This window comes from Vescimonas sp., from assembly GCF_057856985.1.
The window spans coordinates 51,435-73,438 of record NZ_DBLZXX010000002.1 but is presented as its reverse complement, the minus strand read 5'-3'; the positions used below and the strand labels follow the sequence as shown (position 1 = coordinate 73,438).

Annotated in this window: 21 protein-coding genes and 1 pseudogene; 14 read left to right on the top strand and 8 right to left on the bottom strand. The window is 53.2% G+C overall.

The window, feature by feature from the left end; translation table 11 throughout:
• Window positions 1–10: 10 nt before the first annotated feature.
• The 5 genes from ACZM22_RS03285 to ACZM22_RS03265 all read right to left on the bottom strand — a co-directional run bounded on the left by ACZM22_RS03285 (window position 11) and on the right by ACZM22_RS03265 (window position 4,265).
• On the bottom strand, window positions 11–1,402 hold the full coding sequence (locus tag ACZM22_RS03285) for an MBOAT family O-acyltransferase (protein WP_489543097.1): 1,392 nt from the start codon (window positions 1,400–1,402) through the stop codon (window positions 11–13).
• A gap of 2 nt (window positions 1,403–1,404) precedes the next feature.
• Window positions 1,405–2,055, bottom strand: coding sequence for a hypothetical protein (locus ACZM22_RS03280; protein WP_489543096.1), 651 nt, complete (start codon window positions 2,053–2,055; stop codon window positions 1,405–1,407).
• Window positions 2,056–2,234: 179 nt separating this feature from the next.
• On the bottom strand, window positions 2,235–2,900 hold the full coding sequence (locus ACZM22_RS03275; RefSeq protein ID WP_489543095.1) for a hypothetical protein: 666 nt from the start codon (window positions 2,898–2,900) through the stop codon (window positions 2,235–2,237).
• Window positions 2,897–3,370, bottom strand: coding sequence for an RNA polymerase sigma factor (locus ACZM22_RS03270; RefSeq protein ID WP_489543094.1), 474 nt, complete (start codon window positions 3,368–3,370; stop codon window positions 2,897–2,899). Before ACZM22_RS03270 ends, ACZM22_RS03275 begins: the two co-directional genes overlap by 4 nt.
• Window positions 3,371–3,626: 256 nt before the next feature.
• On the bottom strand, window positions 3,627–4,265 hold the full coding sequence (locus ACZM22_RS03265) for a PAS domain-containing protein (protein ID WP_489543093.1): 639 nt from the start codon (window positions 4,263–4,265) through the stop codon (window positions 3,627–3,629).
• Window positions 4,266–4,611: 346 nt separating this feature from the next.
• Between ACZM22_RS03265 and ACZM22_RS03260 the strand changes: the two genes are divergently transcribed.
• The 10 genes and pseudogenes from ACZM22_RS03260 to ACZM22_RS03215 all read left to right on the top strand — a co-directional run.
• Entirely contained in the window at window positions 4,612–5,322 is a 711-nt protein-coding gene (locus ACZM22_RS03260) for an aspartate/glutamate racemase family protein (protein WP_489543092.1), read from the top strand.
• A 12-nt stretch (window positions 5,323–5,334) separates the two neighbouring features.
• Window positions 5,335–5,796: a RidA family protein gene (locus ACZM22_RS03255; protein WP_489543091.1), complete on the top strand. Its 462-nt coding sequence runs from the start codon at window positions 5,335–5,337 to the stop codon at window positions 5,794–5,796.
• Window positions 5,797–5,811: 15 nt separating this feature from the next.
• Complete coding sequence (locus ACZM22_RS03250; protein WP_489543090.1) at window positions 5,812–7,236, top strand: MFS transporter; 1,425 nt, start codon at window positions 5,812–5,814, stop codon at window positions 7,234–7,236.
• Window positions 7,237–7,310: 74 nt separating this feature from the next.
• Window positions 7,311–8,723 carry a S10 family serine carboxypeptidase-like protein gene (locus ACZM22_RS03245; protein ID WP_489543089.1) on the top strand — a complete coding sequence of 471 codons (1,413 nt, stop codon included), beginning with the start codon at window positions 7,311–7,313 and terminating at the stop codon, window positions 8,721–8,723.
• 43 nt (window positions 8,724–8,766) lie between these two features.
• On the top strand, window positions 8,767–10,146 hold the full coding sequence (locus ACZM22_RS03240; protein ID WP_489543088.1) for an APC family permease: 1,380 nt from the start codon (window positions 8,767–8,769) through the stop codon (window positions 10,144–10,146).
• Complete coding sequence (locus ACZM22_RS03235; RefSeq protein ID WP_489543087.1) at window positions 10,143–11,555, top strand: S10 family serine carboxypeptidase-like protein; 1,413 nt, start codon at window positions 10,143–10,145, stop codon at window positions 11,553–11,555. The genes ACZM22_RS03240 and ACZM22_RS03235 overlap by 4 nt, the downstream gene beginning before the upstream one ends.
• Entirely contained in the window at window positions 11,534–12,748 is a 1,215-nt protein-coding gene (locus ACZM22_RS03230) for an amidohydrolase family protein (protein WP_489543086.1), read from the top strand. Before ACZM22_RS03235 ends, ACZM22_RS03230 begins: the two co-directional genes overlap by 22 nt.
• A gap of 596 nt (window positions 12,749–13,344) precedes the next feature.
• On the top strand, window positions 13,345–13,575 hold the full coding sequence (locus tag ACZM22_RS03225) for a hypothetical protein (protein ID WP_489543085.1): 231 nt from the start codon (window positions 13,345–13,347) through the stop codon (window positions 13,573–13,575).
• On the top strand, window positions 13,520–15,184 hold the full coding sequence (locus ACZM22_RS03220) for a recombinase family protein (protein ID WP_489543084.1): 1,665 nt from the start codon (window positions 13,520–13,522) through the stop codon (window positions 15,182–15,184). Before ACZM22_RS03225 ends, ACZM22_RS03220 begins: the two co-directional genes overlap by 56 nt.
• A pseudogene (locus ACZM22_RS03215) lies at window positions 15,139–15,291 on the top strand (sigma factor); the annotation flags it as partial. The gene ACZM22_RS03220 and the pseudogene ACZM22_RS03215, both read left to right, overlap by 46 nt.
• Window positions 15,292–15,363: 72 nt before the next feature.
• Here the strand turns inward: ACZM22_RS03215 and ACZM22_RS03210 are convergent.
• From ACZM22_RS03210 to ACZM22_RS03200, 3 genes are all read right to left on the bottom strand, one after another.
• Entirely contained in the window at window positions 15,364–15,540 is a 177-nt protein-coding gene (locus ACZM22_RS03210) for a hypothetical protein (RefSeq protein WP_483267991.1), read from the bottom strand.
• Between the two features lie 386 nt (window positions 15,541–15,926).
• Window positions 15,927–16,526, bottom strand: coding sequence for a GTP pyrophosphokinase (locus tag ACZM22_RS03205; RefSeq protein WP_484437978.1), 600 nt, complete (start codon window positions 16,524–16,526; stop codon window positions 15,927–15,929).
• Between the two features lie 206 nt (window positions 16,527–16,732).
• Window positions 16,733–17,281 carry a TetR/AcrR family transcriptional regulator gene (locus tag ACZM22_RS03200; RefSeq protein WP_484429798.1) on the bottom strand — a complete coding sequence of 183 codons (549 nt, stop codon included), beginning with the start codon at window positions 17,279–17,281 and terminating at the stop codon, window positions 16,733–16,735.
• A 173-nt stretch (window positions 17,282–17,454) separates the two neighbouring features.
• Here ACZM22_RS03200 and ACZM22_RS03195 point away from each other — a divergent pair, with 173 nt between their 5' ends.
• From ACZM22_RS03195 to ACZM22_RS03180, 4 genes are all read left to right on the top strand, one after another.
• Window positions 17,455–18,462 (top strand): SDR family NAD(P)-dependent oxidoreductase, encoded by a 1,008-nt coding sequence (locus ACZM22_RS03195; RefSeq protein WP_489543083.1) that lies wholly within the window; start codon window positions 17,455–17,457, stop codon window positions 18,460–18,462.
• A gap of 219 nt (window positions 18,463–18,681) precedes the next feature.
• Complete coding sequence (locus ACZM22_RS03190) at window positions 18,682–20,307, top strand: histidine kinase N-terminal 7TM domain-containing protein (RefSeq protein WP_489543082.1); 1,626 nt, start codon at window positions 18,682–18,684, stop codon at window positions 20,305–20,307.
• Window positions 20,300–21,286, top strand: coding sequence for a sensor histidine kinase (locus tag ACZM22_RS03185; protein ID WP_489543081.1), 987 nt, complete (start codon window positions 20,300–20,302; stop codon window positions 21,284–21,286). Before ACZM22_RS03190 ends, ACZM22_RS03185 begins: the two co-directional genes overlap by 8 nt.
• A complete protein-coding gene (locus ACZM22_RS03180; protein ID WP_489543080.1) occupies window positions 21,265–21,918 on the top strand; it encodes a response regulator in 654 nt (217 codons plus the stop codon). The genes ACZM22_RS03185 and ACZM22_RS03180 overlap by 22 nt, the downstream gene beginning before the upstream one ends.
• Window positions 21,919–22,004: the final 86 nt, after the last annotated feature.

Genomic DNA, 22,004 nt, shown 5'->3' with positions numbered 1-22,004 from the left:
TTTTCTCACCTCAGAATCGGAAGTACAGGAACGGATTATAGCTGCCGCTGACAAGATAGGCCGCAGCCATCACCAGCACACAGGCAAGGCCGCCGCAGTCAACCACGGTCAGCGCCCGCTGCCCCAGCCGTGTGCCGATCTTTTCATAAAAGCGTTTTCCCAGCGGTGTGGCTGCTAACGCACAGATCGCCAGCATTGGCCCATACGTCAGCAGGAGATACAAACTGCCGCTGTCAAACGGTACCCCAGAGAACATGGCCTTGCACCACGCGGCTCCTTTGCTGATCTCTGTGAACGCAAAGAGTGTCCAGCTGATCGTTACCAGCGCCAGCGCGTAGATATGCCGCAATACGGCGGGCAGCCTTTTGAGCCAGCGCAATAGGAACAGCTTTTCCAGCACCAGCAGTATTCCAAAATACACGCCCCATAGGACAAAGTTCCAGCTTGCCCCGTGCCAGAAGCCCGTCAGCAGCCAGACGATAGCGATATTGCGGAGCTGCCTTGCAAGGCCGCCCTTGTTGCCTCCCAGCGGGATATAGACATAATCCCGGAACCATGTCCCCATGGAGATATGCCAGCGCCGCCAGAAATCAGTAATACTGTCGGCAAGAAACGGATAGTTGAAGTTCTCCAAAAAGCGGAACCCCAGCATCTGTCCAAGGCCAATAGCCATATCGGAATAGCCGGAAAAGTCGAAATAGATCTGGAAACCGTAGGCGATGACACCCAGCCATGCCGTCAGCACCGTGGGAGCAGCCTGCGCGGATGCTGCCTCCCACAAAAGACCGATGTTATTTGCCAGCAGCACCTTTTTCCCGATACCGCAGGCGAAGCGCTTCACTCCCTCAGCAAAGAGGTCAGCGGTGCATTCCCGGTGTTCCAGCTCGTCCGCTACCGTCTGGTAGCGGACGATGGGGCCCGCGATGAGCTGGGGGAACAGGGTCACATAAGCGCCAAAATTGATGATATTTTTCTGCGCTTTCGCTTCACCACGATAGACATCAAGGGTGTAACTCATGGTCTGGAACGTATAGAAACTGATGCCGATGGGCAGCGGCAGATTCGGCTGGGGGAGCGCCGTGCCGAACAAGGAATTGACCGTGCCGATAAGGAAGTCGCTGTACTTGAACACGCCCAGCAGTCCCAAATTGGCACAGAGTGATACCAACAGCGCGATCTTTGCGCCCCGCTGTCCCCGGTGCCGCTCTACCATCTGTCCGCAGGTGTAGTCCAATGCGGTGGAAAACAGCATCAGCACCACATAGACCGGTTCACCCCATGCGTAAAACAACAGGCTGAACAGAAACAGTGTACCGTTGCGCCATTTCTGTGGGACAAGGAAATACGCCAGCAGACACAGCGGCAGAAAGCATTGTAAAAATGTCAGGCTGGAGAAAACCATAGTTAGCCGCCAAGCACCGGATCGTTGCTACCTTCATCGTCGGTCATATCAAAAAAGCCACCGTTGTTGCTGCTGCCATCCTCCTCCGGGATCGTAATACCGTTGTCAGCAGAACCGAAAATACCTCTCCATACTTCGTCCACCTTGGCAGCCTCCTCAGCAGCAAATTTAGCCTGTGCCTCATCACTGGCCTCCCAGTCACCTTGCGCACCGAGGATCAGCAGCGCCACATAGTTGCCGTTCACGAACAAACGAGCCTGCAAGACCTTCTGCAAATCCATGTTGTACATCCGGGAGTAGCTGAGAATTTGCTCATAGCCAGTCTGCAAAAGTGCGGCAGCATCCTGTGCGCAGCCGTCCTTAACTTTAACAATAACAGCGTAACTGGAATTGACTGCGGAATTGGAATTGCTCATAGACGCCCAGCTTTCCACTTGCGTCATATCCAGTCCCCAATAACCGCTTATGTTATCTTCGGCTTCAGCGACGTCGCATCCAAAACTGTCACCCAGCTTTTCTTTCAACGTGTCCATAATCCCTTGTGCAGTCATGGTCACCTCTGTCTTGCCCTTATTGTCATCGGCCTTTCCGCCGCAGGCGGCCAGAGACAGCACCATCGTGAGTGCCAAGAAAAAAGTCGGAATGCGTTTCATCTCTATTTGCTCCTTTGTAGTTCAAAATTCATTTTATAGGAGGGGCAGAGCGGCGTCTCCGGAAACGCCGCCCTCTTGCCCATCCATATATCCATACGATTCAGCATGTAGAAATGTTGGAACGGAAAATAAAAAATTTCGGAGAGCACACCGCCCTCCGAAATTCCGCAGTTTTTGCTTCAATTTTGCCCCATCAGCAGCTCCGCCGCAGCGGTAATTGCTGCTTCACTCGCACCGTCAAAATTAGAAAGATAATAATTGACACTTTCTTTGCTCCAATGCGCCCGCCATGTGTCAGGCGATAGACAGTCGAGCGTTGCGCCATACTCCGCATTGAGTACGGTACTGCCCACAGCCTCCCCCTCTGCCCGGGAAAAGTTTCCGTCCAATTTGGCAGCTTCATAGGTGTATGCGTGACCATTCAGCGTAAAATCAACGCGGGCGATCTTACCATCATAAATGCAGTAATACAAGTTTTCTGCATTCTCCGGCGCGTCAATCGTAAACCCCAGTTTTTCAAATCCTTCAGGACCATCTACATCTTCAAAGGGGGACCCGACAAATACAGGTGGGTCATCCGGCTCTGATCGGTCGAGGAAATGAGAAAGTACAAATCCGGCGGCAATCACAATAGCAAGGCAGGCGGCTAAGCTGCCCCAGCGCCGCCACATCGGGATGGTTCGGCGTTTTTGAACGGTAGGCTGCTTTTCTTCGATATTCTTTTCTGCATTCTGATCTTCTTTTTGTGCCGCTGCTTTTTTCAGAATATTTGCATACATACGCTCCTGCGCACCGCGTTCCGGTTCTATATGATCAAATGCGTTTTTCACTTCATTGTCATTCATATACGCTCACCTCCTAATGTGAGTTTCAATTTTGCACGGGCGTCTCGCAGTTGTCCGCGTACCGTAGAGGGGGAACGATTCAGCATTTCCGCAATCTCATCTGTTTGATAGCCCTCATAATAGTGCAGCCAAACGACCTCTTTGTATTTCACCGGCAGCGCCATGACCGCTCCCACGACCTCGCTCTTTTCATCCGGTTCGGCGGCGATTTGCTCGGCCTCTTCATCGAGGTCCGTTACCTTCTGCCGCCACCAGTGCTTGAGCTTGTCCTTGCAGATATTCATAGCGGTGGTCGTCAGCCATGAGCGTTCGTGGCGCTCATTTTCAAAGGAAATGTCACAGGATATTGCTTTCACAAAAGCATCCTCTGTGCAGTCCTCAGCGTCCTGCGCATTTTTCATAAAGGCATAACAAACACGGTAGATCGCCTTAAAGTGTCGCAGATAGAACGCTTCAAAATCTCCCTGCATGGCTTCGCCTCCCTCTCTATAATTTGATACGATTTAAGGGTACAGATTGTTGGATGGAAAGTCAAGCAAATCAGGTTAAGCACGGAAAAACAAGGCAGAAAAAAGAACAGGCAGGCAACGGCTCACGCCACTGCCTGCCCATGCAAAAGGCCAGAGCATTTTGCACACCTATGAAATCAGCCATCCATCATCACGAAAATACGGGGAGAATGAAATGATATTGATGTTTGCCGGTATGAGATAAGTCGATCTAAGCTCACTGGTGGGTGATGCCTAATTCATTCAAGTCCTTATAGATCGTGTATTTGGACACATCCAGCTTCTCCGATAAGAATGGAATACACTTGGCGAGGCCGAAGAAATTCTTTTCATTAAGTAGACGGATCAGTGTCTGACGGTCAGCCTTGCGGAAAACACGAACAGGCTTATTGATGACAGATAAAGCGTCTTCGTACAGTGCTTGCAGAGAATTTTCTTTTTTGACCTGCAGTGAACCAAGAAAATCGCTTTCTGTCAGACTGATGTCCTCAGCATAATTGCGGATCTGCTCCATCAGGGTAATATCGTAGTTGATGCCCAGAATGTAGGTAAAATCTGTACCCCGAAGGTAATAGGAGGAGGACTTTATGACCCTTCCATTAGAGAGAGTTACCAACTGATTGGAGCTGTCCTGAGACAGCTTGGAAAAATCAAAGTCATCTGCCGACACATCATCACCATAGATGCTGCGTGTTGAGCCGACCTTTCGGCCTGAGACATGGCCATTATAAATGGCAACGACCTCGATCTCCTGTCCGACAACTTCCTGCACGACGGTCTCACAATATTTCCCGAACATTTTAGCGATGCCCTCCGCAGAACGGCACAAAAAATCATATGCATTTGTTTTATTCATACAATGACCTCCTTTATAAGGAGAAAAGATGCCTATTACAAATTTGGTTGAAAAAATATAAACTTAGTATTGACAAATTTTCACCTTTTTGATACAACTATACATAAGTTAGGCATAGTTGTCAATAGGCGCAGGAAAGAGGTGACTTGCTTTTGTGCGAAAAGCATAGCGCACAGGCAAAAGAAGAGCACATCCCCACAGGGATCAACTTAGCGGGCGGCCCCTGTGGAAATGTGTCATAAGGGAGCCTTGCTCAAGACTACCTCGTTGTTATTCTATCATACACGCAGCGGAATTGCAATCTCGGCTGCGATTAGAATGGTCACAGGATCAGGAGCAAGAGAAAATGACACAGGAAAGGATCTTGAGTTTGAAAGTCGGAGGAATTATTGGCGGTGTCAGCTGGCACTCCACAAAGCAGCTTTACGAGTACATAAATGCCAGGGTCGCAGAAGAAAAAGGTGGACACAACTGTGCGAAGCTGGTGCTTATCAACGTAAATCTGCAGGATATTCTGGATGCGCCTGATGCGGATGCAAAAGGTGCTGTCATTGTAGACGCTGCCATCCGTGCGGAGAAAGCTGGGGCTGATTTTGTTGCGCTGGGCAGCAACGGCCTTCATCAGTATGCTGAGCGTGTCGAGAAGGCGATCCGTATCCCGTTCATTCATATTGCGGATGTGACGGCGGATGCGATCACGGCGGCGGGCTATCAGACGGTCGGTCTGCTGGGCGTAAAAGAGACCATGGAACAGGGCTTTTACAAAGACAGACTGGCAAGGCGCGGCCTACGCGTACTGATACCGGAACAGCCGGAGCGCGATTTTATCAACACAGTCCTCTTTGAGGAAACGGGTGTCGGCATCGTAAAAGAGTCTTCCAAGCAGGCATTCTATCGCATTGCCGAGCAGTTGGCACAGAATGGCGCAGAGTGCATTATTCTGGGATGCACAGAGATCGAGATGCTGATGAAGCAAGAAGAAACCAATATGCCGCTGTTTGACACGACGGCACTTTACGCGGAGAAGATCGCGCAGTTGTGCTGCAGCGATCAGTAAGGAGAATTTCAAATGTCCAAAATCGAAAAACGTATTGCGGAGCTTGGATTGGAACTGCCGGAAGCTCCTTCCCCCATGGCAAATTATGTGACGGCACGTCGCAGCGGTAATCAGCTGTACTTTTCCGGTGCGGGTCCGTTTCAGAACAAAAAACCGGCGGTGTTCGGCAAGGTGGGCAGTGATCTGACGCTGGAGGAGGGCTATCAGGCAGCGCGTCTGACCGGCCTGAACCTGCTGAGCCAGTTAAAAAATGAGGTGGACGATCTGGACAAGGTGCGTATCGTCAAAGTGTTGGCGTTTGTGGCCTCTGCGCCGGACTTCCTGCAGCAGCCCGCCGTGATGAATGGCGTGTCTGACCTGTTTGCAGAGGTGTTCGGCGAGAAGGGACTTCACGCCAGAAGCGCGGTAGCTGTCACACAGCTTCCCTTTAACATCCCCATTGAAGTTGAGATGATCGCAGAGATTGAAGAATAACGGAGTGGAATAACTATGGAAAAGAAAGTGTTGACCCAAGTAAGCCCAGTTGTATTGCCGTGGCGGGTGAAGATCCTGTATGCTGCCGGAAGTTTTTCCAAAGCGCTGCTGGCCGTGGCGATGGCAGCCTTCATGCTGTATTTTTACACCGATGTCTGCGGTATTGATTCTACCGTGGCGGCGACCATTATCCTGATCGCCAAGATTTGGGATATCATCAACGACCCCATGATGGGCGCTATCATTGACCGTACCCGTTCAAAAGAGGGTAAGTGCCGATTCTGGCTGAAGTATATGTCTGTCCCTGGCATGGTCATCGTAGCGCTGTGTTTCTTTGTGCCGGAGTTGACCACCACCGGCAAGATTATCTGGGTGGCGGTGACCTATGTGCTGCAGGGTATGATCAGCACATCCCTGCTGATACCTTTTAACACCATGATCAGCCGTTTGACCAGCGATGAGCGGCAGCGCGTGCAGCTGACGCAGGCTGATGGTATCGGCCAGATGCTGTCCCAGTGGATGGTCGTTTCGCTGACCTTTACCTTCGTTGGCTGGCTGGGCGGCGGAGATACCCGGAAGGGCTTTCTGTATGTGGGCATCATTTATGGCATCATCTATGGTATCGGCCACTTGATCGTTTATTTTGCCACCAAAGGGTATGAGCCGGTGGAGCACAGCGCAGAGCCTGCGGAATCCGTAAAGGAGCGCACAGGAAGCGCCTTGAAGGACATCATCAGCAGTATGGGTGCATTTTACCGCAATAAGGTGCTGATGTTCTGTGGCGCGGTGGCATTTCTCTATACGCTGGGTATGGCCGTAGAGGAAGGCGCCATGGCGTGGTACTTCCAGTATGTCAAGACGGATGCGGAAGCATTGTATGGTATTTATGGCACGATGTCTATGCCGGTAGCCATTGTGATTTACCTGTTTCTGGATAAGATCGTCAAGAAGCTGGGCAACGCCCGTACTGTTATCGCTGGCTCCTGCTTCACGCTGGCGGGTTATGCGCTGGGCTTTGTTACCCACGATGCGACCAAGGCTATTATGATGATCCGTTGGTTCCTGGAGGGTATCGGCGCTGGCTTGATCGGCGCGGTGATCCTGTTGTGCGTTTTCGACTCCAAAACCTATGGTGTATGGAAAAACAACGACAACGATTCCGATGCCATCTTGACAGCCTCCTACTCTTTGTCTTATAAAATCGGTATGGCCATTGGCGGCCCGATCCTGGGTTATGTGCTGGCATTTGTACCCTATGAGGCGGGTGCCGCCGTGCAGCCGGAGAGCGCCTGCAATCTGTTCTTCTACGAGAGCACGCTGATCCCCGGCCTGATCTATGTGGCCACCTTGATTTTCGCCCTGCTGATGCGGAAGTATGAGAAGCGTATCCCGCAGATGCAGAAGGAGATCGAGGAGCGCAAACAGAAGCAAAACGCCTGAACGAAGAATGTACCGTGCCTGCGGATGCCTCAATAGTATGGTGTCCGCAGGCACGGAGAAGAAGGAGCAACAGCATGGATAAAGTAGAACGCCATGGCAAAGCAATCATCAACGGGCAGGAAGTCGCATTCCGTAGTGAGTGCGGTGACTATCCTGTAAAAAATGAGAACGGTGACGAGGCTGGCAGCGTATTCGTTTACACCTATCTCCGCGAAAACAGCGAAAAAGACAGACCGGTCCTGTTTGCATTCAACGGAGGGCCGGGATCGTCCAGCCTGTGGCTGCACATGGGGGTGTTGGGGCCGAAGCACGCCTGCTGCGACGATGTGGAGACATTGAGCGGTTCCGGCAATTACAGCGTGGAAGACAACCCCTATTCTCCGCTGGATGTTTGTGACATTGTGATCCTCGACCCAGTAGGGACAGGATACGGCAAGGAAAACAGCGCGGAGCTGGCACAATGTGCTTACGGTTTTGTCAACGATGCCCGTGTCATCGCCGATGTCATTGAGCGTTGGATCATCGAACATGACAGGTTCCGGTCTAAGAAGTACCTGCTGGCGGAGAGCTACGGCTCTGTCCGCAGTGTGGCTGTGGCCAACTATTTAATGGGCGGCTGCCTGTACGAAGGCTGCGTGTCCAAGGGCATTGCCATCGACGGCATCTTAAATCTGGGCAATGTGATCCTGCGCGACCCCGATCCGGCGGATTACACCGAGAAGGAGCGCGGGTTGGAGGAAAGCGTAAGCCTGCTGCCATCCTATGCAGCTACTGCGTGGTATTACGGCGGGCAAAAGGGCGAGCTTGCCGATGCTGTGGCGCGGGCGTATCAATTCTGCGCGGATAAGTATGTGCGAGCGCTGTATCTGGGCGGGCGGCTGCCTGCGGAGGATCGAGCGCAGCTCGCGAAGGAGCTGTCATCCCTGATCGGCATCAGCAGCCATGTGCTGCTGCACAACGACCTACGTGTTACAATGGCGGACTTTTTGCGGTGGTTCCACGAGGAACACGGTATGACCATCAGCCCTTACGATACGCGGTTTGCCGGCCGCCACACGCCGGGGCTGCAAATACACGATCCGGTAGGCGACGACGAGATGATGTCCCGCTGTATGCAAGGTTTTTTGGGCGCATTTCAGGAAATTCGCCGGGATGTGCTGGGTATTGAAACAGACCGCAAATTCAACGTGATCAATTTCAATGTGAATAAAAACTGGCCGTATGCCAGCCGCTGCACGCCCTTTGAAATGCTGCAATTTCTGCTGAACCGCAGCAAGAGGTTCCGTATCTTCATCGGCAACGGCGTGTTTGATTTAGTGACCAGTGTAGGACAGGTGGCCTATACCGTGTCACAGCTGAAGTATGAGGAGGGACAGGTGACTGTCCGCGAGTATCCCGCCGGGCATATGCCCTATCTGGGACACCATGGCGGAGATGCACTGGCCTCAGACATCAGAGAATTTATTCTGAAGGGCGAGGCACAATGAGCTGGCGCTTCGTGTAAAAATAGTGTATTTAAGGTACTTTGATATGGAGAAAAAGAAAATTGGACTGATTGGTGCCCTGTTGATGGGCATCGGGTGTATTGTTGGATCAGGCATTTTCGGCTCATTACCTACCGTAGCGAATGAATATGGCGCTGGCGTGGTGTGGGCGCTGGTGGGCGCAGCGTTTGTGGTTGTGCTGCGTGCGCTGTCCATGGCGTATACAGCGGCTGCGCTTCCGGTCTCCGGTGCACAGCTTATGTGGGATGTAAAGCTGATCCATCCGCTGTTGGCACCGTTTATCTCTTTCAGCACACTGCTTATGCCAACGATGGTTTCGTTGTTTGGCGTTTTGTTTGCCATGTATGTCCAGCCGCTATTTCCCAATGCGGAGATCAACTCTACCCTGGCGGCGGTCGGCCTTCTGGTGGTGTTCACTGTGGTGGCATGGTTTGGCAACAGAACAGCGATCAATGCGGGGAATATCATGGTCGCGCTGCTGCTTATCGCTATTTTCTTGTATATTGTTCTCGGCATTCCCAATATCGACGCGGCCAATGTCACATTCGGCCAGATCATCAAGCCTGGTGCTACTCTCAGCTCTTTGGCGGCGGCGGTGGGCGTGCTGACGTCGTCTTTGTCCGGTGCAAGTTCTGTGGTACAGGTGGCTGACGATGTAAAAAATCCTGGACGAACAGTTCCTTTGGCACTGATGCTCTGCCCGGTCATCGTAGCAGTGATCTATATTCTGATGGCCGTAGTGACCATCGGTGTTGTCCCCTATGCGGAGGTCACCTCGCTTGCAGATGTGGCAGCACACTTTATGTCGCCGGTGTTAATGACCTTCTTTATCGTCGGCGGCCCCATCTGCGGTATTATCACTTCACTGATCCCTATTGCACTGGCTTGCACCGCCTTGGTGGAGATGGCTGCCGTCAACAAGATCTTTCCTTCTTTTATGACGAAGAAAAATCGCTTCGGCGTATCCTATTGGTGCCTGCTGCTGGTCATGGGCGTCGCCATCGCGGTTTGTGCCACAGGTGCAACTTTTGGTATCGTGATGACGATATTCTCCTGCTGCAACACGCTGTCCGGGCTGCCGGATACACTGGCCCCTATCTTTGCTTATAAGAAGTATCCCAAGACTTGCGACCATTCTTCCCTCCACATGAACAGGACCGTTGCTGCGGTAATAGCGGTGATTACGTTTGCCATCGGCGTATATCTGTTCATAGAAATGGCGGCTACTCTCAGTCTTGGCGCCGTAGTGGGCATTGTTGCTGTATATGTAGTGGGCTATGTGTACTTCTTTATCCGCGTCAGGTATCTCAAAGGGAAGGGTGAGGATCTGATGGCCGAGCTTCACGCACCTTACGAACCTTGGGAAACGAAGGAGAAAAGCTATACAGAGGAGGATGCACAGTGAATGATGATCTGATCTATGCTCGCGTTGTCAATACAGTGCATATCAACGGGCAGGACGTGGAATACGAAGCGGTATCCGAGGAGATACCGCTTCCCGACGAAAACGGCGGGACGGATGCCACCTTGTTCATGACATCCTATCTGCGGCTGAATGCGGAGAAGACGGGACGCCCGATTTTGTTTGCCTTTAACGGAGGGCCCGGCTCTGCCAGTGTGTTCCTGCACCTGGGCGGCCTCGGTCCGCAGATTATTGACCTTGGGGACGGCATTTCCGCGCCGTTTGATCCCCCCTTTCGCATGAAAGAGAACGCGGCCTGCATACTGGATATCTGTGACATGGTGTTTATGGATCCTGTGGGGTGCGGATATAGCCGTGCATTGACGGGAGATGCCGTAAAAAAGTACGCATCCTCACAGGAGGATGCCAAGGCGATGCTGTTGGGCATCGACCGCTTTCTCAGCCGTCATAAACGGTGGAATTGCCCTATTTTCATTTTGGGTGAAAGCTACGGGACAGTGCGCGCTGCACTGATGGCTCAGCAGCTCTATGAAAATATGCTGGGCAACACCTGCAATGCGCTGAATATCCATGCGGCGGGAGTGATCCTTGTCGGATCACTGCTGGATCGGGACAAATCCCTGTTTCCCGTGGAGCGGACAGTGACAAATTTCCCGGCTATTGCGGCGGCGCACTGGTATCACACACAGGGCGAAAAACCCGCGCTGAAAGATGTCATGGCTGCGGCGGAGGATTTTGCTCTGCGGCACTATCTGCCGGTGCTGGGACTGGGGAAAAAGGCAACGGAGGAAGAACGGGAAGGCGTCATAGAGTCACTTGTCCGTTTTTCCGGCCTGCCGCGTGCGTATTTTGAACGTCATGGTCTGCGCCTGTCGGTGGAGGACTATGTCCGAGAGGTTGTCAACGAAAAAGGTTTACTGATTAGTCAGTATGACAGCCGGTTTGTGTCACATCCGCTGCAGGCGGGTGGACAATATCATTATGAGAGTGATGACGCTTGCTTTGAACGGCTGATGCCGGCATTCACCCATTGTTATTATGGGGTGATGAAGGACGCACTGGGCATCACAACGGATAGAGACTATCAGTTCACCGGCTTGCAGATGTGTCGTGCGTGGGAGTTTGACGCGCCCCGCAATCCCATTCACTTTGTAGAGGATGCCATGCGGAAAAATCAGGACATGAAAGTTCTGTTTGCCAATGGCTACTATGATATGCTCACCACATACAGTTACAGCGAGTATATGATCAACAACTTTGATCTTCCGACAGAGCGTGTGTGGCACACAGGCTATGAGGGCGGCCACATGGCCTACATTGGGGAAGCGCAGTGTGCGAAGTTCGGAGACGATTTGCGGAGGTTTGTAAAATGGGCAACAAAGAAGCAGTGAACGAACGGCTGGCTATCAGAAATGCGCGGTTGGTCTCCGCGTTGACAGAAGGATATGATGGAGATCAGGCCGATCTGTTGATAGAAGACGGGCGGATCACGGGCTTGTTCCCGGTCGGGCATGATTTCGGCAGCTGTGATGAAATAGATGCAGCCGGACGGACGGTCTTGCCAGGGATGCTTGACCTGCATACGCACCTGCATTTTACCAAAATGGATGACTTGGTTTTGATGTCCCGCAAGCAGAATGATGTGCTGTTGGATTGCGTGGACTACGCAGCGGAATTGCTGCGCCAAGGCTTCACCACGGTCCGCGACTGCGGCAATCCGCATTATACGGCTATGGCGGTACGGGATGGCGCGGAACGTGGGCTTTTCCGCGCACCACATATTCTTTCCTGTGGCTATGCGTTAGCGCCTACCGCTCCAGGCAACGATGATTCGACGATCACCGTTCATGCGGACACGCCGGAGGAAGTTCTCAAAGCAGGACGCCAGCAAATCGCCTGCGGCGCGGATTTCCTGAAATACTTCGGTACAGGAACAGTGGGCAGCGAGCATGGTGTTCCAGGCGCCCTTCTGACAACGAAACCGGAACTGCAGGCGCTGAACGATACGGCCGAGGCCTACGGCAAATACGCGGCAGTTCATTGTCACAGCAAGGCAGGGATACTGCTTTGCGCAGAGGTGGGGATACACACCATCGAGCACGCCTCTGATATCGATGATGAGTGCATTGAACGTATCCTGAGCCACGGCAGCCACAGCGCCATCATTCCGACACTGGGACCCATTGGCTTGATGCGCAGCGGTATGCTGGGGGAAAGCATTGCGAAAAAGGTGCGCGAGACATCCTGTGAGCAGCAGAAGATGCTGGAAGCCAGCCGCGTAGGTGTCCTTACGGGGTGGGGGACGGATGTGAGCCTTGACTATTACAGCAGTAATCCCGGCAGCGAATTCCTGCTGCGGAAAGAACGCGGCTGGACGGCCGTGGAAATGCTGGAGCAGGCGACGATCAACAGCGCGAGGATCATCGGGATGGATGACGATCTGGGAACGATCAAGGCAGGGAAAATCGCCGATCTTGTGATCGTTGACGGAAAACCCGATGAAGACGTCGCAGTTATGACGAAGTACCCTTGGCGTATTTTACAGGCAGGCAAGGTGACCTGTGCTGAGGGTGTGATCGGCTAACAGACTACACGCGCACAGTGAGGCCGGTGGTTGTTCAGCATTGAGGCTTGGGCTATCTGAGAAGCATATCCTCTAACGATCTAAATTATATGGAAGCACCGCCAGCAAAGCGGCAATCACGCTGCTTTGCTGGCGGTGCTTTTTGCTGCAAAAAACTGCGATTATCGACAATTCCATACAAAAACCGTCGCATTTGCGTAGGCCATTGTAGAACGAAACTATGACACAAACGGCCATAAATCGTGTAAAATTAGCATATCAAGAACAAAACAGCGTATGTCCACCGTCAAGAGGCCCGCCGCGAATTACCGAGTGTTTGCTTTCAAAATACACAGGACAGGAGGGAACATCAGCGCCTTTAGTTTGCTACGTTTCGGAACTTGACAAGAGCGTGCCTTTGGACGCTGAACGTTTGCTGCGTTTTCTGGGTGTATCCGGAAAGCTGTCTGGGTTTTACTTTGCCGTGTATATGTTGGAACAGGTGCAGGAGAAGCCGGAGTATGTCCTGCTGATTACGAAAAGGCTTTACAGCCAAACGGCACAATTACGTATATCACCCTGATCCCCGCATATCCTATAAATAGGAGGAGTTGCCTATGACAGAAGTTGATCGTGATATTGCCTTGGTTTTGTTGAAGCGTCTATGGAAGCGGGAGTTGATTTCGGAGGAGACGTATGTCTCTGCCTGCAACTCCCGTTTTTTTGACAAAAGACGTTTTACCTCCGATACTGAAGCTATGGAAGAAATAATGGTTGAGGAGGCCGATACCCATGATGACGGTTCGATGGTTGAGAGAGCAGATGCGGCTGGGCAAGTCGATTTATGACCTGCCGCTGCGCGTGACCTTCTATGCCCGCGTTTCTACCGAGAAGGTGGAGCAGCAGGGCAGTTTGGAAAACCAAATTCAATACTATACAGAGTTCATCCAGAAAAATCCCAACTGGACGTACATCCCCGGATACATAGACGAGGGCATTTCCGGCACAAGTACCTACAAGCGGGACAGCTTCCTGCGGATGATCGCAGACGCCCAGCGGGGGATGTTTGACTTCATCATCACGAAGGAGATCTCTCGCTTCTCCCGCAATACGCTGGACAGCATCCAGTATACGCAGGAGCTGCTGGAGAACAATGTGGGCGTCTTGTTCCAGAATGACAACATCAACACACTGGATAGCGATAGCGAGTTCCGATTGGTGGTCATGGCAGGTGTGGCACAGGATGAGGTACGCAAGCTCTCTGAACGGTTGAAATTCGGCTTTCGTCAATCTATCAAGAACGGTCGTGTACTGGGTAATAATCGCTTGTGGGGCTATGATAAGAAGGACTGTAAGCTGACCATTGTTCCGGAGCAGGCAGAGGCGGTAAAGCAGATATTTGAACTCTATGCCACCGGTCAATATGGTCTGCGCAGCTTGTCACAGGAGCTGACCCGCCGTGGTTACACCAGCTTGCAGGGTAATGTATTCAACACAAGCACCATCGGACACATTCTGCAAAATCCCAAATATAAGGGCTGGTATTGCGGCAACAAGACCCAATCGTTGGACTACCGCAAGAAAAAGACAGCGTTCCTCGACGAAAGTGAATGGGTGTTCTATCCCGACCCGAATATTCCGGCCATCGTGTCGGAAGAAGTGTGGGATAAGGCCAATGCCCTTTTTAAGCAGAGAAGCGCCCGTTCGAAAGCCTATGGTGTGGGGTATCAGAGCCGGTATCCCTACAGCGGCAAGATCATCTGTGGAAAGCATGGAACGTCCTTTCACCGGCAATCCTTCAAAACGCAGGAGGGAGAAACGGAGTTTTGGAAATGTAAGATGTACCGTGAACACGGAAAAGCGGGCTGCGACCTGCCTACCATTCGCACCACGGAACTGGATACTATTTTGGCAGAGCAGTTTCAGAAGCTGGTAAAGCACCAGAGACAGATTATCCGCATGGTGTTGGATTCGGTTACGGATACAAGGCAGATAGTAGACCAATCCAAGGAAATCTCCCGACTACAAGCGCAGATACAGCAGTTGGAGGACAAGAAGGAAAAGTTACTGGAACTGAGTATGGCCGACGCCATTACCATGCAGGAGTTCAAAAAGCGGAATAGCCGCTTCAATGAACAGATCACCGCACTGCAAACACAAACGATTTCCTTGCAGCAGCAGGAGCAGCAAAAGCAAAGCGCAGCCGCGGACACGGCTGCGCTGGAAAAGGCATTATGGGCAGATCTGAACTGCAAGGAGCCGATCCAATCAGAAGTGGTTGCCACGATCCTCGACCACGCTGTGGTATGTGAGGACAGCGATGACAAACATATCCATTTAGAACTCTATTTGCGGCTGGGGCAAACGGCTTCAGCCTATTATGAACGAGGCAAATTAGCCTTCAAGAATGCATCTTCAAAAAGTACTACACCCAGGCGGATGACCAGGAGGATCTGATCTCTATCGGTACCATCGGGCTCATCAAGGCGGTGAACACGTTCCGCGCCGACAAGGGTATCCGGTTGGCTACGTATGCGAGCCGGTGCATCGAAAATGCGATACTATCGCAGCGGAACAAATGGCGGTTGAGGTGGCGGAAAAGCCATGAACCTTTTTGGGGCAAAATGGTCTATGTATTACTTCTGCGCTTTCAGGTGCTTCACGGCTGCGTCTACCAGTTCCAGCTTCTGCTCCGTGGAGCAGGGCAGCTTCCGGACATTTTTCAGCACCTGACCGGACTGGAACTTTGCCAGCTCCCGTGCAAGCTCCTGCTTTGCCTGCGGTGATTTGGGAAAAATCAGAAATACTTCCATCGCTGTCCCTCTTCCCGGAGCGTTTGATGGTTCACTTTATGCGCGATTTCGGGCGTATATGTAGACGCTTCGCACATTGCGCATGTCAAATGTCCCAAATACTATGTGCAAACCGGGATACTTGATCCGGTCATCTATGCGGCGGAATAATGTCAGGAGAAATCGCTTTCTGGAAAAGATGCTGATATGAGCCGGAAAAGAGAGGGAGTGCAGATGCACTCCCTCTCTTTTCCATATGCTTTTATCCGGATATGTTATCCCTGTTTCTGCTTCTGGCGGAGCGGCCGCCGTTAAAGGCGGTGCTCCCGGATATCATCACGCCCCGTACTGCGGTGAAAAGGCGCAGCGCCTTTTGAATATGCCGCTTATGAAGGATCTGATATCCCCTAACAATCCGTATTTCCCTGCGCGGATTTGATCCTCCGATACATCTCCTGCATCTGCCGGTCAATTTCGGCGATCTTGCCCGCGCATGCAAGCATCTCCTCGTTGATGCCCTCCGGCAGCTTTGTCTTATCAACCTTATACCGGATATCGTGCTCTAAACTGGCCCAAAAGTCCATAGCGATCGTACGGATCTGAATTTCCGCAGTTACCAGCTCCGTCCTGTCTGACAGATACACCGGTACCCGGATATCCAGATGTAATGAGCGGTATCCGTTATAGTTTGGTGTGCGGATATAGTCTTGCCTTTTGATGATCTTGACATCCTTTTGCAGCTCCAGCATCTCCGCCACCCGGTACACATCGTCGATATAACTGCACACTACCCTGACACCGGCGATATCATTGATGTGCTCCCGCGCTGCCTCAATGGTCAGCGGCAGCCCTTTATTCAGCAGCTTGGCCGCAAGGCTTTCCACAGACTTTACGCGTCCTTCAATGTGGTGGATGGGGTTCCTCGCATAGAGCACCTTGAACTCATTGTTCAGTATTTCAAATTTCAGCGACAACTGCTTTACGGCGGAATCATAGAGGTTCTGCATGAGCTGTATCTCGTATGGATCATTACAAAGTACTGCTCGGAATTCTGTTCTTACCATTTGCTTGTTGCCCTCCCTTTTTAATTTCGCCCTCCGAGGCCCAGACAAAGGCGCTCCATAGCGGGCGGATGGCGGCTGAGCTGATGCTGCGCTCTTTTCCGTGTCCAGAATGAAGCGATCTTGAGGATTTTCTTCCTGCACGCCTTCTTTTATCGGAACAGCAAAAGACTAACCTTCGCTACCTGACTGACGAAGCGGATCATCTCCTCCTTGCTGTACTTGTCGTAGCCCTCTACAATAACATGCATCAACCCGTTGGAAAGATGCGTATACATCATCTCCAACTCGGTTTCACTGGCCTTCGGCAATTCCCTGTGCCAATAAGCGAGGCTGCCCGGTTTTGCCAGAGCGATCATTTTCGCAATGACAGCCGAACTGGTATTCCCCAGAATGAGTGTCCGGCAGGCTTCCTGATTTTGATCGACCATGGCATAGAGGGCTTCGATCAGAGCCGCCACATCAAAGGAATTAACATATCGGAGGGATTTCTCAAACTCATCAATGAGCTCATTCTCAATGCTCTCCAGCAGTGCAAAGCAGTCGCTGTAATGGGTATAGAAAGTAGCCCGGTTGATCTGGGATAGTTCGCAGAGCTCCTTTACTGTGATTTTATTGACCGGTTTCTCCTTCAGCAGCTTCAAAAAAGACTGCTTGAGTATCATCTGTGTATAGCGTTTCCTCGCATCCAGTTTCGCCATCCGGAAATCTCCCTCAAAAAGATCATCACGTTCCTCAACACACCGGCGGGATGTGTTGATTTAATTTCAGCTGTACAGTAAGTGCTGATTGTTTCTGTTTTCCACTTCAAGTATACTATGCTTGTGAAAGATAATCAACACTTGTGCAATTATTTTGAGAGGAGGCTTTTTGAATGTTTGATAAATACCTAATTACAGGCGCTACCGGCTTCCTCGGCAGAGCCGTTGCGGCGGAGCTGGTACGCCACGATGCTCAGGTGCGTGCGCTTGTGCTGCATAACGACCCCTATATCAGCCTGCTCCCAAAGGAAGTTCGTACCGTCGCCGGCGATGTGTGTGATAAAAGCTCTCTTGCGGACTTCTTTGCGGACGCCGACAGCCGTACCTGTGTGATCCACTGCGCAGGCATTATCTCCGTCGCGTCCAGACCCGGCCCGAAGCTCTATCAGGTCAATGTGGGCGGCACATGGAGGATCCTCCGGCAATGCATGGAGCACGATGTGGGAAGATTCATTTATGTCAGCTCCGTCCATGCCATACCGGAAAAACCGGAGGACTGCGTTATCACGGAAAGCGCTGACTTCTCTCCGGGTCTTGTAGACGGCGATTACGCAAAGAGCAAGGCGGCCGCAACCGAACTGGTCTTTGACGCGGCGGAGCGTGGGCTGAATGCCGGCATTGTCTTTCCCTCCGGCATCATCGGACCGGGTGACGTACAGGGAGGGAGTTTTACTTCTATGGTAAGGTCTTTCCTGGCCGGAAGGCTGCCCTTTGCCGTTCGCGGCGGGTATGACTTCGTGGATGTGCGGGACGTTGCAAAAGGCATTCTGGCCTGTTCCGAAAGCGGAGAGCCCGGCAAGGGCTACATCCTGTCCGGCCACTACATTACGATCCGTAAGATGCTTCAGCTTGTCGGAAAGGCCGCAAAGCTGAAATATCGCCCCGTCTGTCTGCCATTGGGCCTTGCAAGGTTGGCAGCGCCATACTGCGAACGCCGGAGTCTGAAGGATCGAAAGCCGCTGTTTTTCACCCCCTATTCCGTTGCCGTCCTCGCCTCAAACGGGCAATTCAGCCATGCCGCCGCATCGGAACGCTTCGCGTATCAGCCGCGCCCCATGGAGGAGACTTTGCGGGACATGGCAGTCTGGCTTATGGCGCGGAAGGAAAAGGGTGAGCTATGAGTTCGCCTCTGCGTCATGATGCCCCGCCTCCTGCGTAAGGAGCGAGCCTCCCGCTGCCATAAAGGATATCTTGACGGGCCTGCTGCGGGAGGACGCTCTCAGGAGCGTCCTCCGCTTCCTTTCCCGTCCGTCAGGAAAGAGTTGCGGCGGGCGGCGTTTTATGCTATATATTAAAATGTGTCTGCGGATACAGCCTGAAGAAAGCGAGGGCCTTGCCTCTTGAAAGCGACCACCAAGCATCTGCTGCCGACGGTCTTCGTGTTTGCGGCAATCGCCGTAGCCTATGCCTGTCGGATGCTGGCGAAATTCGACATCGGCGGCCCCGCCGTGAACCATATCCGGACAGCGCTCTATCTGCTGCTTTTTACCCTGTGGGGCGTTTCCCTTGACCGGCGCATTATCCAGCGGCAGGCGCTGCACTGCCTGCGGCTGACGGCGGCGCTGATGCTGCTGTGGCTCATACTGCGGACGCTGAAATACAGCTTTGTCACCGGTCTGGCGGCGGGGCGGTACATATGGTATCTCTACTATCTGCCGATGCTGTTCCTCCCACTGCTGTGTGTGTATATCGCCCTGTCCATGGGAAAGTCAGAGGACTACCGCCTGAGCCGAGGGACCGGTATGCTGTCGATCATCCCTGCGGCACTGTTTCTGCTGGTGATCACCAACGACCTGCATCAGCAGGTATTTGCCTTCAAAAGCGGCGTCCCCGGCTTGCCGGTTTCCGGCACATATTCCTACCGCCCGCTGTATTTTATCTGCCTTGGCTGGATGGTGGTCTGTATGGCTTTTTCCCTTGTCTGCCTGTTCCGGAAGAGCCGTATCCCAAGTGGTGAAGGAAAGCGGATAACGCCGTTTGTGCTGGGCTGTGCGATGCTCCTGTACGGTATTCTCTATCTGTCGGGTATTCCGGCTGTTCGGTGGTGGTTCGGCGATATGAACGTGATGTTCTGCCTGCTGTATGCCGCCATCTATGAAAGCTGTATCCGCTGCCGTATGATACCGTCCAACACGGGATATGTGGAACTGTTTGAGGCCTCAACGCTGGCGGCCTGTATTGCGGATCGCAGCGGCCGGATCGTCCTGCGCTCCCGTGCCGCAGGTAAGGATATGACCTGTCCGCAGGAGGGGCAGCGGATCGTTCGGCCCGATGGTATGCGCATTTCCTCGGCGCCCATCAGCGGCGGCTACGCCGTTTGGCAGGACAATGTGCGCCAGCTGGCGGAGCTGCGTACCCGGCTGAATGCGAACAAGGAGGAAATGGAGCGCAACAAGAAGAAGCTGAAGGACGCCTATCTTGTGCAGAAAAGTCTGCATGAGCTGACGGAAAAGAACCGCATATACAATGAACTGGAGGCAAAGCACAGCAGGCAGACAGCTCAGATGCGGCAGATGCTTGCCCAATGCGAGAGATCCGGACCCGCCGAGAGACGAAGCCTGCTGAAGAAGGTGCTGCTGCTGGGCACCTACATCAAGCGCAGCGCCAATTTGTACTTCCTCAGCAGCGAGTACCAGTGGCTGCCGCAGCAGGAGCTGCGGCTGACGGTCGACGAAGCCGTGCGAGCCTTGACCGCCTGCGGCACGGAGTGCGGCGTGATCTATCGCACAACGGAACCGATGCGCGCCTCTGAGGTCGTGCGTCTGTTCGATCTGCTGGAAATCGTCGCGGAGACCACGGTAGACGATCTGCACTCGCTGTTTATCTCCGTTTCCGACAGCGCGATGGATCTGTCGGTGGAGTGCGCCGCCGATCTGTCGGCGATCGCCTCCCTGGAGGTGACGGTGCGGCAGGAGGACGGCTTGTGGCTGATCCGCACAGGGATAAGGGGGCGGGAGGATGCATAAGCTGAGACGCTTCGGGTTTAACGCCATCAAGGAGAGCTTTGACCGGCTGCCCACCGCCGTATGCTTTTTTGACCGCTCGGGCGGCATCGTGCTGTGCAACCGGCAGATGTATCGGCTGAGCCAGTATCTGCTGAACAGCGATATGCAGTATCTGGAGGAGCTTCAAAAGGCGCTGGCCTCTCCGCCAAAGGGCATAATGCCCATTGCCAGCACGGAGAATACCTACCGCTTTCCGGACGGGCTGGTATGGAAATTTGAGAAGGCGGCCGTGACCGACCGATATGGGGAGACGTATATACAGCTGACCGCCGCAGATGTTACGGCGCTGCACCGGGCGCTGGAGCAGCTGGCCGAGGATAACCGAAGGCTTGAACAGGACGCGGAAAAGCTGCGGCGTCTCTCGGAAAACGTGGCGGCGGTGGCGCGGGAGAGGGAACAGCTTGCCGCCAAATCCGCCATGCACGACAGCCTTGCCGCCTGTATTACCGTCACGAAGCAATATCTGGCCGGAGACCTTGGCGGCATCAACGCAGACGTTGTGCTGCGGGAATGGGAAAAAAGCATTGTCTTTCGTGACGCAGAACGCTTGCCGGCAAGGGAGGCGCTGTATGAAAGCGCGGATAGCAGCGGCGTGGCCATCAGAATAAGAGGTACAGAGCCGGCGGGAGGCGCGGCGGATCTGATGTATGCCGCCATGCAGGTCTGCCTGAGCAACGCCATACAGTACGCGCGGGCAACCGAACTGATCGCCAACATCTGGGAGGACGGCGACAGATATACCGTCCTGATCCGAAATAACGGAAAGCCGCCGGAAAAGACCATCACAGAGGGCGGCGGTCTGTCCAATCTGCGCCGCAGGATCGAAAGGATCGGCGGGACCATGACGGTGCAGAGTCTGCCGGAGTTCGCGCTGGTGATAGGAATACCAAATCGGGAGAATTTGGAGGAGGGGAACGAATGGCTGTCAGAGACATATTGATCGTTGAGGATCAGGCGCTTGCCAGAATGTATCTATGCTCCTGCGTGGAAAAATGCGCAGACTGCCGGGTGGCGGGCACGCTGAATCGTGCTGATGCGGCGCTCCGGCGGTGCGGCGACAGTCATATCGACCTGATTTTAATGGATATCTGCACCGAAAACGACTCGGACGGCTTAACCGCCGCTGAGGAGATCAAGAAGATCTATCCCCGGATCAAAATTGTGATGGTGACCTCCATGCTGGAGGGGCGGTTTCTGGCGCGGGCAAGAAAAATCGGCGCCGACAGCTTCTGGTATAAGGATTCCCCTTCCGGCGATCTTGTTGGCGTGATCGAGGGGACGCTTTCCGGAAAGAGCTATTGGCCGGACAGCACGCCGGCAGTGCAGCTGGGGAACACCCTTTCCTGCGGCCTGTCCGATCAGGAACTGGAGACGCTGCGCCTGCTCTGTGAGGGGCAGACCAACGCCGAGATCGCCGCGGGGATGAACGTGGCGGAATCCACAGTGCGCACCTATATCAACCGGATGCTGGAGAAAACCGGATACCTCAACCGCAACCGGCTGATGGTTGCCGCTGTCAGCAAGCGGCTGGTGGTGCCGGGGAGCCTGTTCGGCACGGCGGAAGAAAACTGAACAGGAATACGTGCATTCACAGCATCATCCGCAATCAGCGGCCCTGTCTGTCCTCACTTTCGTGGACAGACAGGGCCGCTTTTCCA

Coding starts and splice junctions, on each gene's coding strand:
- ACZM22_RS03180 (WP_489543080.1), top strand. CDS start 21,265: ATGGCTGTCAGAGACATATTGATCGTTGAGGATCAGGCGCTTGCCAGA.
- ACZM22_RS03265 (WP_489543093.1), bottom strand. CDS start 4,265: ATGAATAAAACAAATGCATATGATTTTTTGTGCCGTTCTGCGGAGGGC.
- ACZM22_RS03195 (WP_489543083.1), top strand. CDS start 17,455: ATGTTTGATAAATACCTAATTACAGGCGCTACCGGCTTCCTCGGCAGA.
- ACZM22_RS03185 (WP_489543081.1), top strand. CDS start 20,300: ATGCATAAGCTGAGACGCTTCGGGTTTAACGCCATCAAGGAGAGCTTT.
- ACZM22_RS03255 (WP_489543091.1), top strand. CDS start 5,335: ATGTCCAAAATCGAAAAACGTATTGCGGAGCTTGGATTGGAACTGCCG.
- ACZM22_RS03230 (WP_489543086.1), top strand. CDS start 11,534: ATGGGCAACAAAGAAGCAGTGAACGAACGGCTGGCTATCAGAAATGCG.
- ACZM22_RS03245 (WP_489543089.1), top strand. CDS start 7,311: ATGGATAAAGTAGAACGCCATGGCAAAGCAATCATCAACGGGCAGGAA.
- ACZM22_RS03275 (WP_489543095.1), bottom strand. CDS start 2,900: ATGAATGACAATGAAGTGAAAAACGCATTTGATCATATAGAACCGGAA.
- ACZM22_RS03250 (WP_489543090.1), top strand. CDS start 5,812: ATGGAAAAGAAAGTGTTGACCCAAGTAAGCCCAGTTGTATTGCCGTGG.
- ACZM22_RS03285 (WP_489543097.1), bottom strand. CDS start 1,402: ATGGTTTTCTCCAGCCTGACATTTTTACAATGCTTTCTGCCGCTGTGT.
- ACZM22_RS03210 (WP_483267991.1), bottom strand. CDS start 15,540: ATGGAAGTATTTCTGATTTTTCCCAAATCACCGCAGGCAAAGCAGGAG.
- ACZM22_RS03270 (WP_489543094.1), bottom strand. CDS start 3,370: ATGCAGGGAGATTTTGAAGCGTTCTATCTGCGACACTTTAAGGCGATC.
- ACZM22_RS03260 (WP_489543092.1), top strand. CDS start 4,612: ATGACACAGGAAAGGATCTTGAGTTTGAAAGTCGGAGGAATTATTGGC.
- ACZM22_RS03280 (WP_489543096.1), bottom strand. CDS start 2,055: ATGAAACGCATTCCGACTTTTTTCTTGGCACTCACGATGGTGCTGTCT.
- ACZM22_RS03220 (WP_489543084.1), top strand. CDS start 13,520: ATGATGACGGTTCGATGGTTGAGAGAGCAGATGCGGCTGGGCAAGTCG.
- ACZM22_RS03200 (WP_484429798.1), bottom strand. CDS start 17,281: ATGGCGAAACTGGATGCGAGGAAACGCTATACACAGATGATACTCAAG.
- ACZM22_RS03225 (WP_489543085.1), top strand. CDS start 13,345: ATGACAGAAGTTGATCGTGATATTGCCTTGGTTTTGTTGAAGCGTCTA.
- ACZM22_RS03240 (WP_489543088.1), top strand. CDS start 8,767: ATGGAGAAAAAGAAAATTGGACTGATTGGTGCCCTGTTGATGGGCATC.
- ACZM22_RS03205 (WP_484437978.1), bottom strand. CDS start 16,526: ATGCAGAACCTCTATGATTCCGCCGTAAAGCAGTTGTCGCTGAAATTT.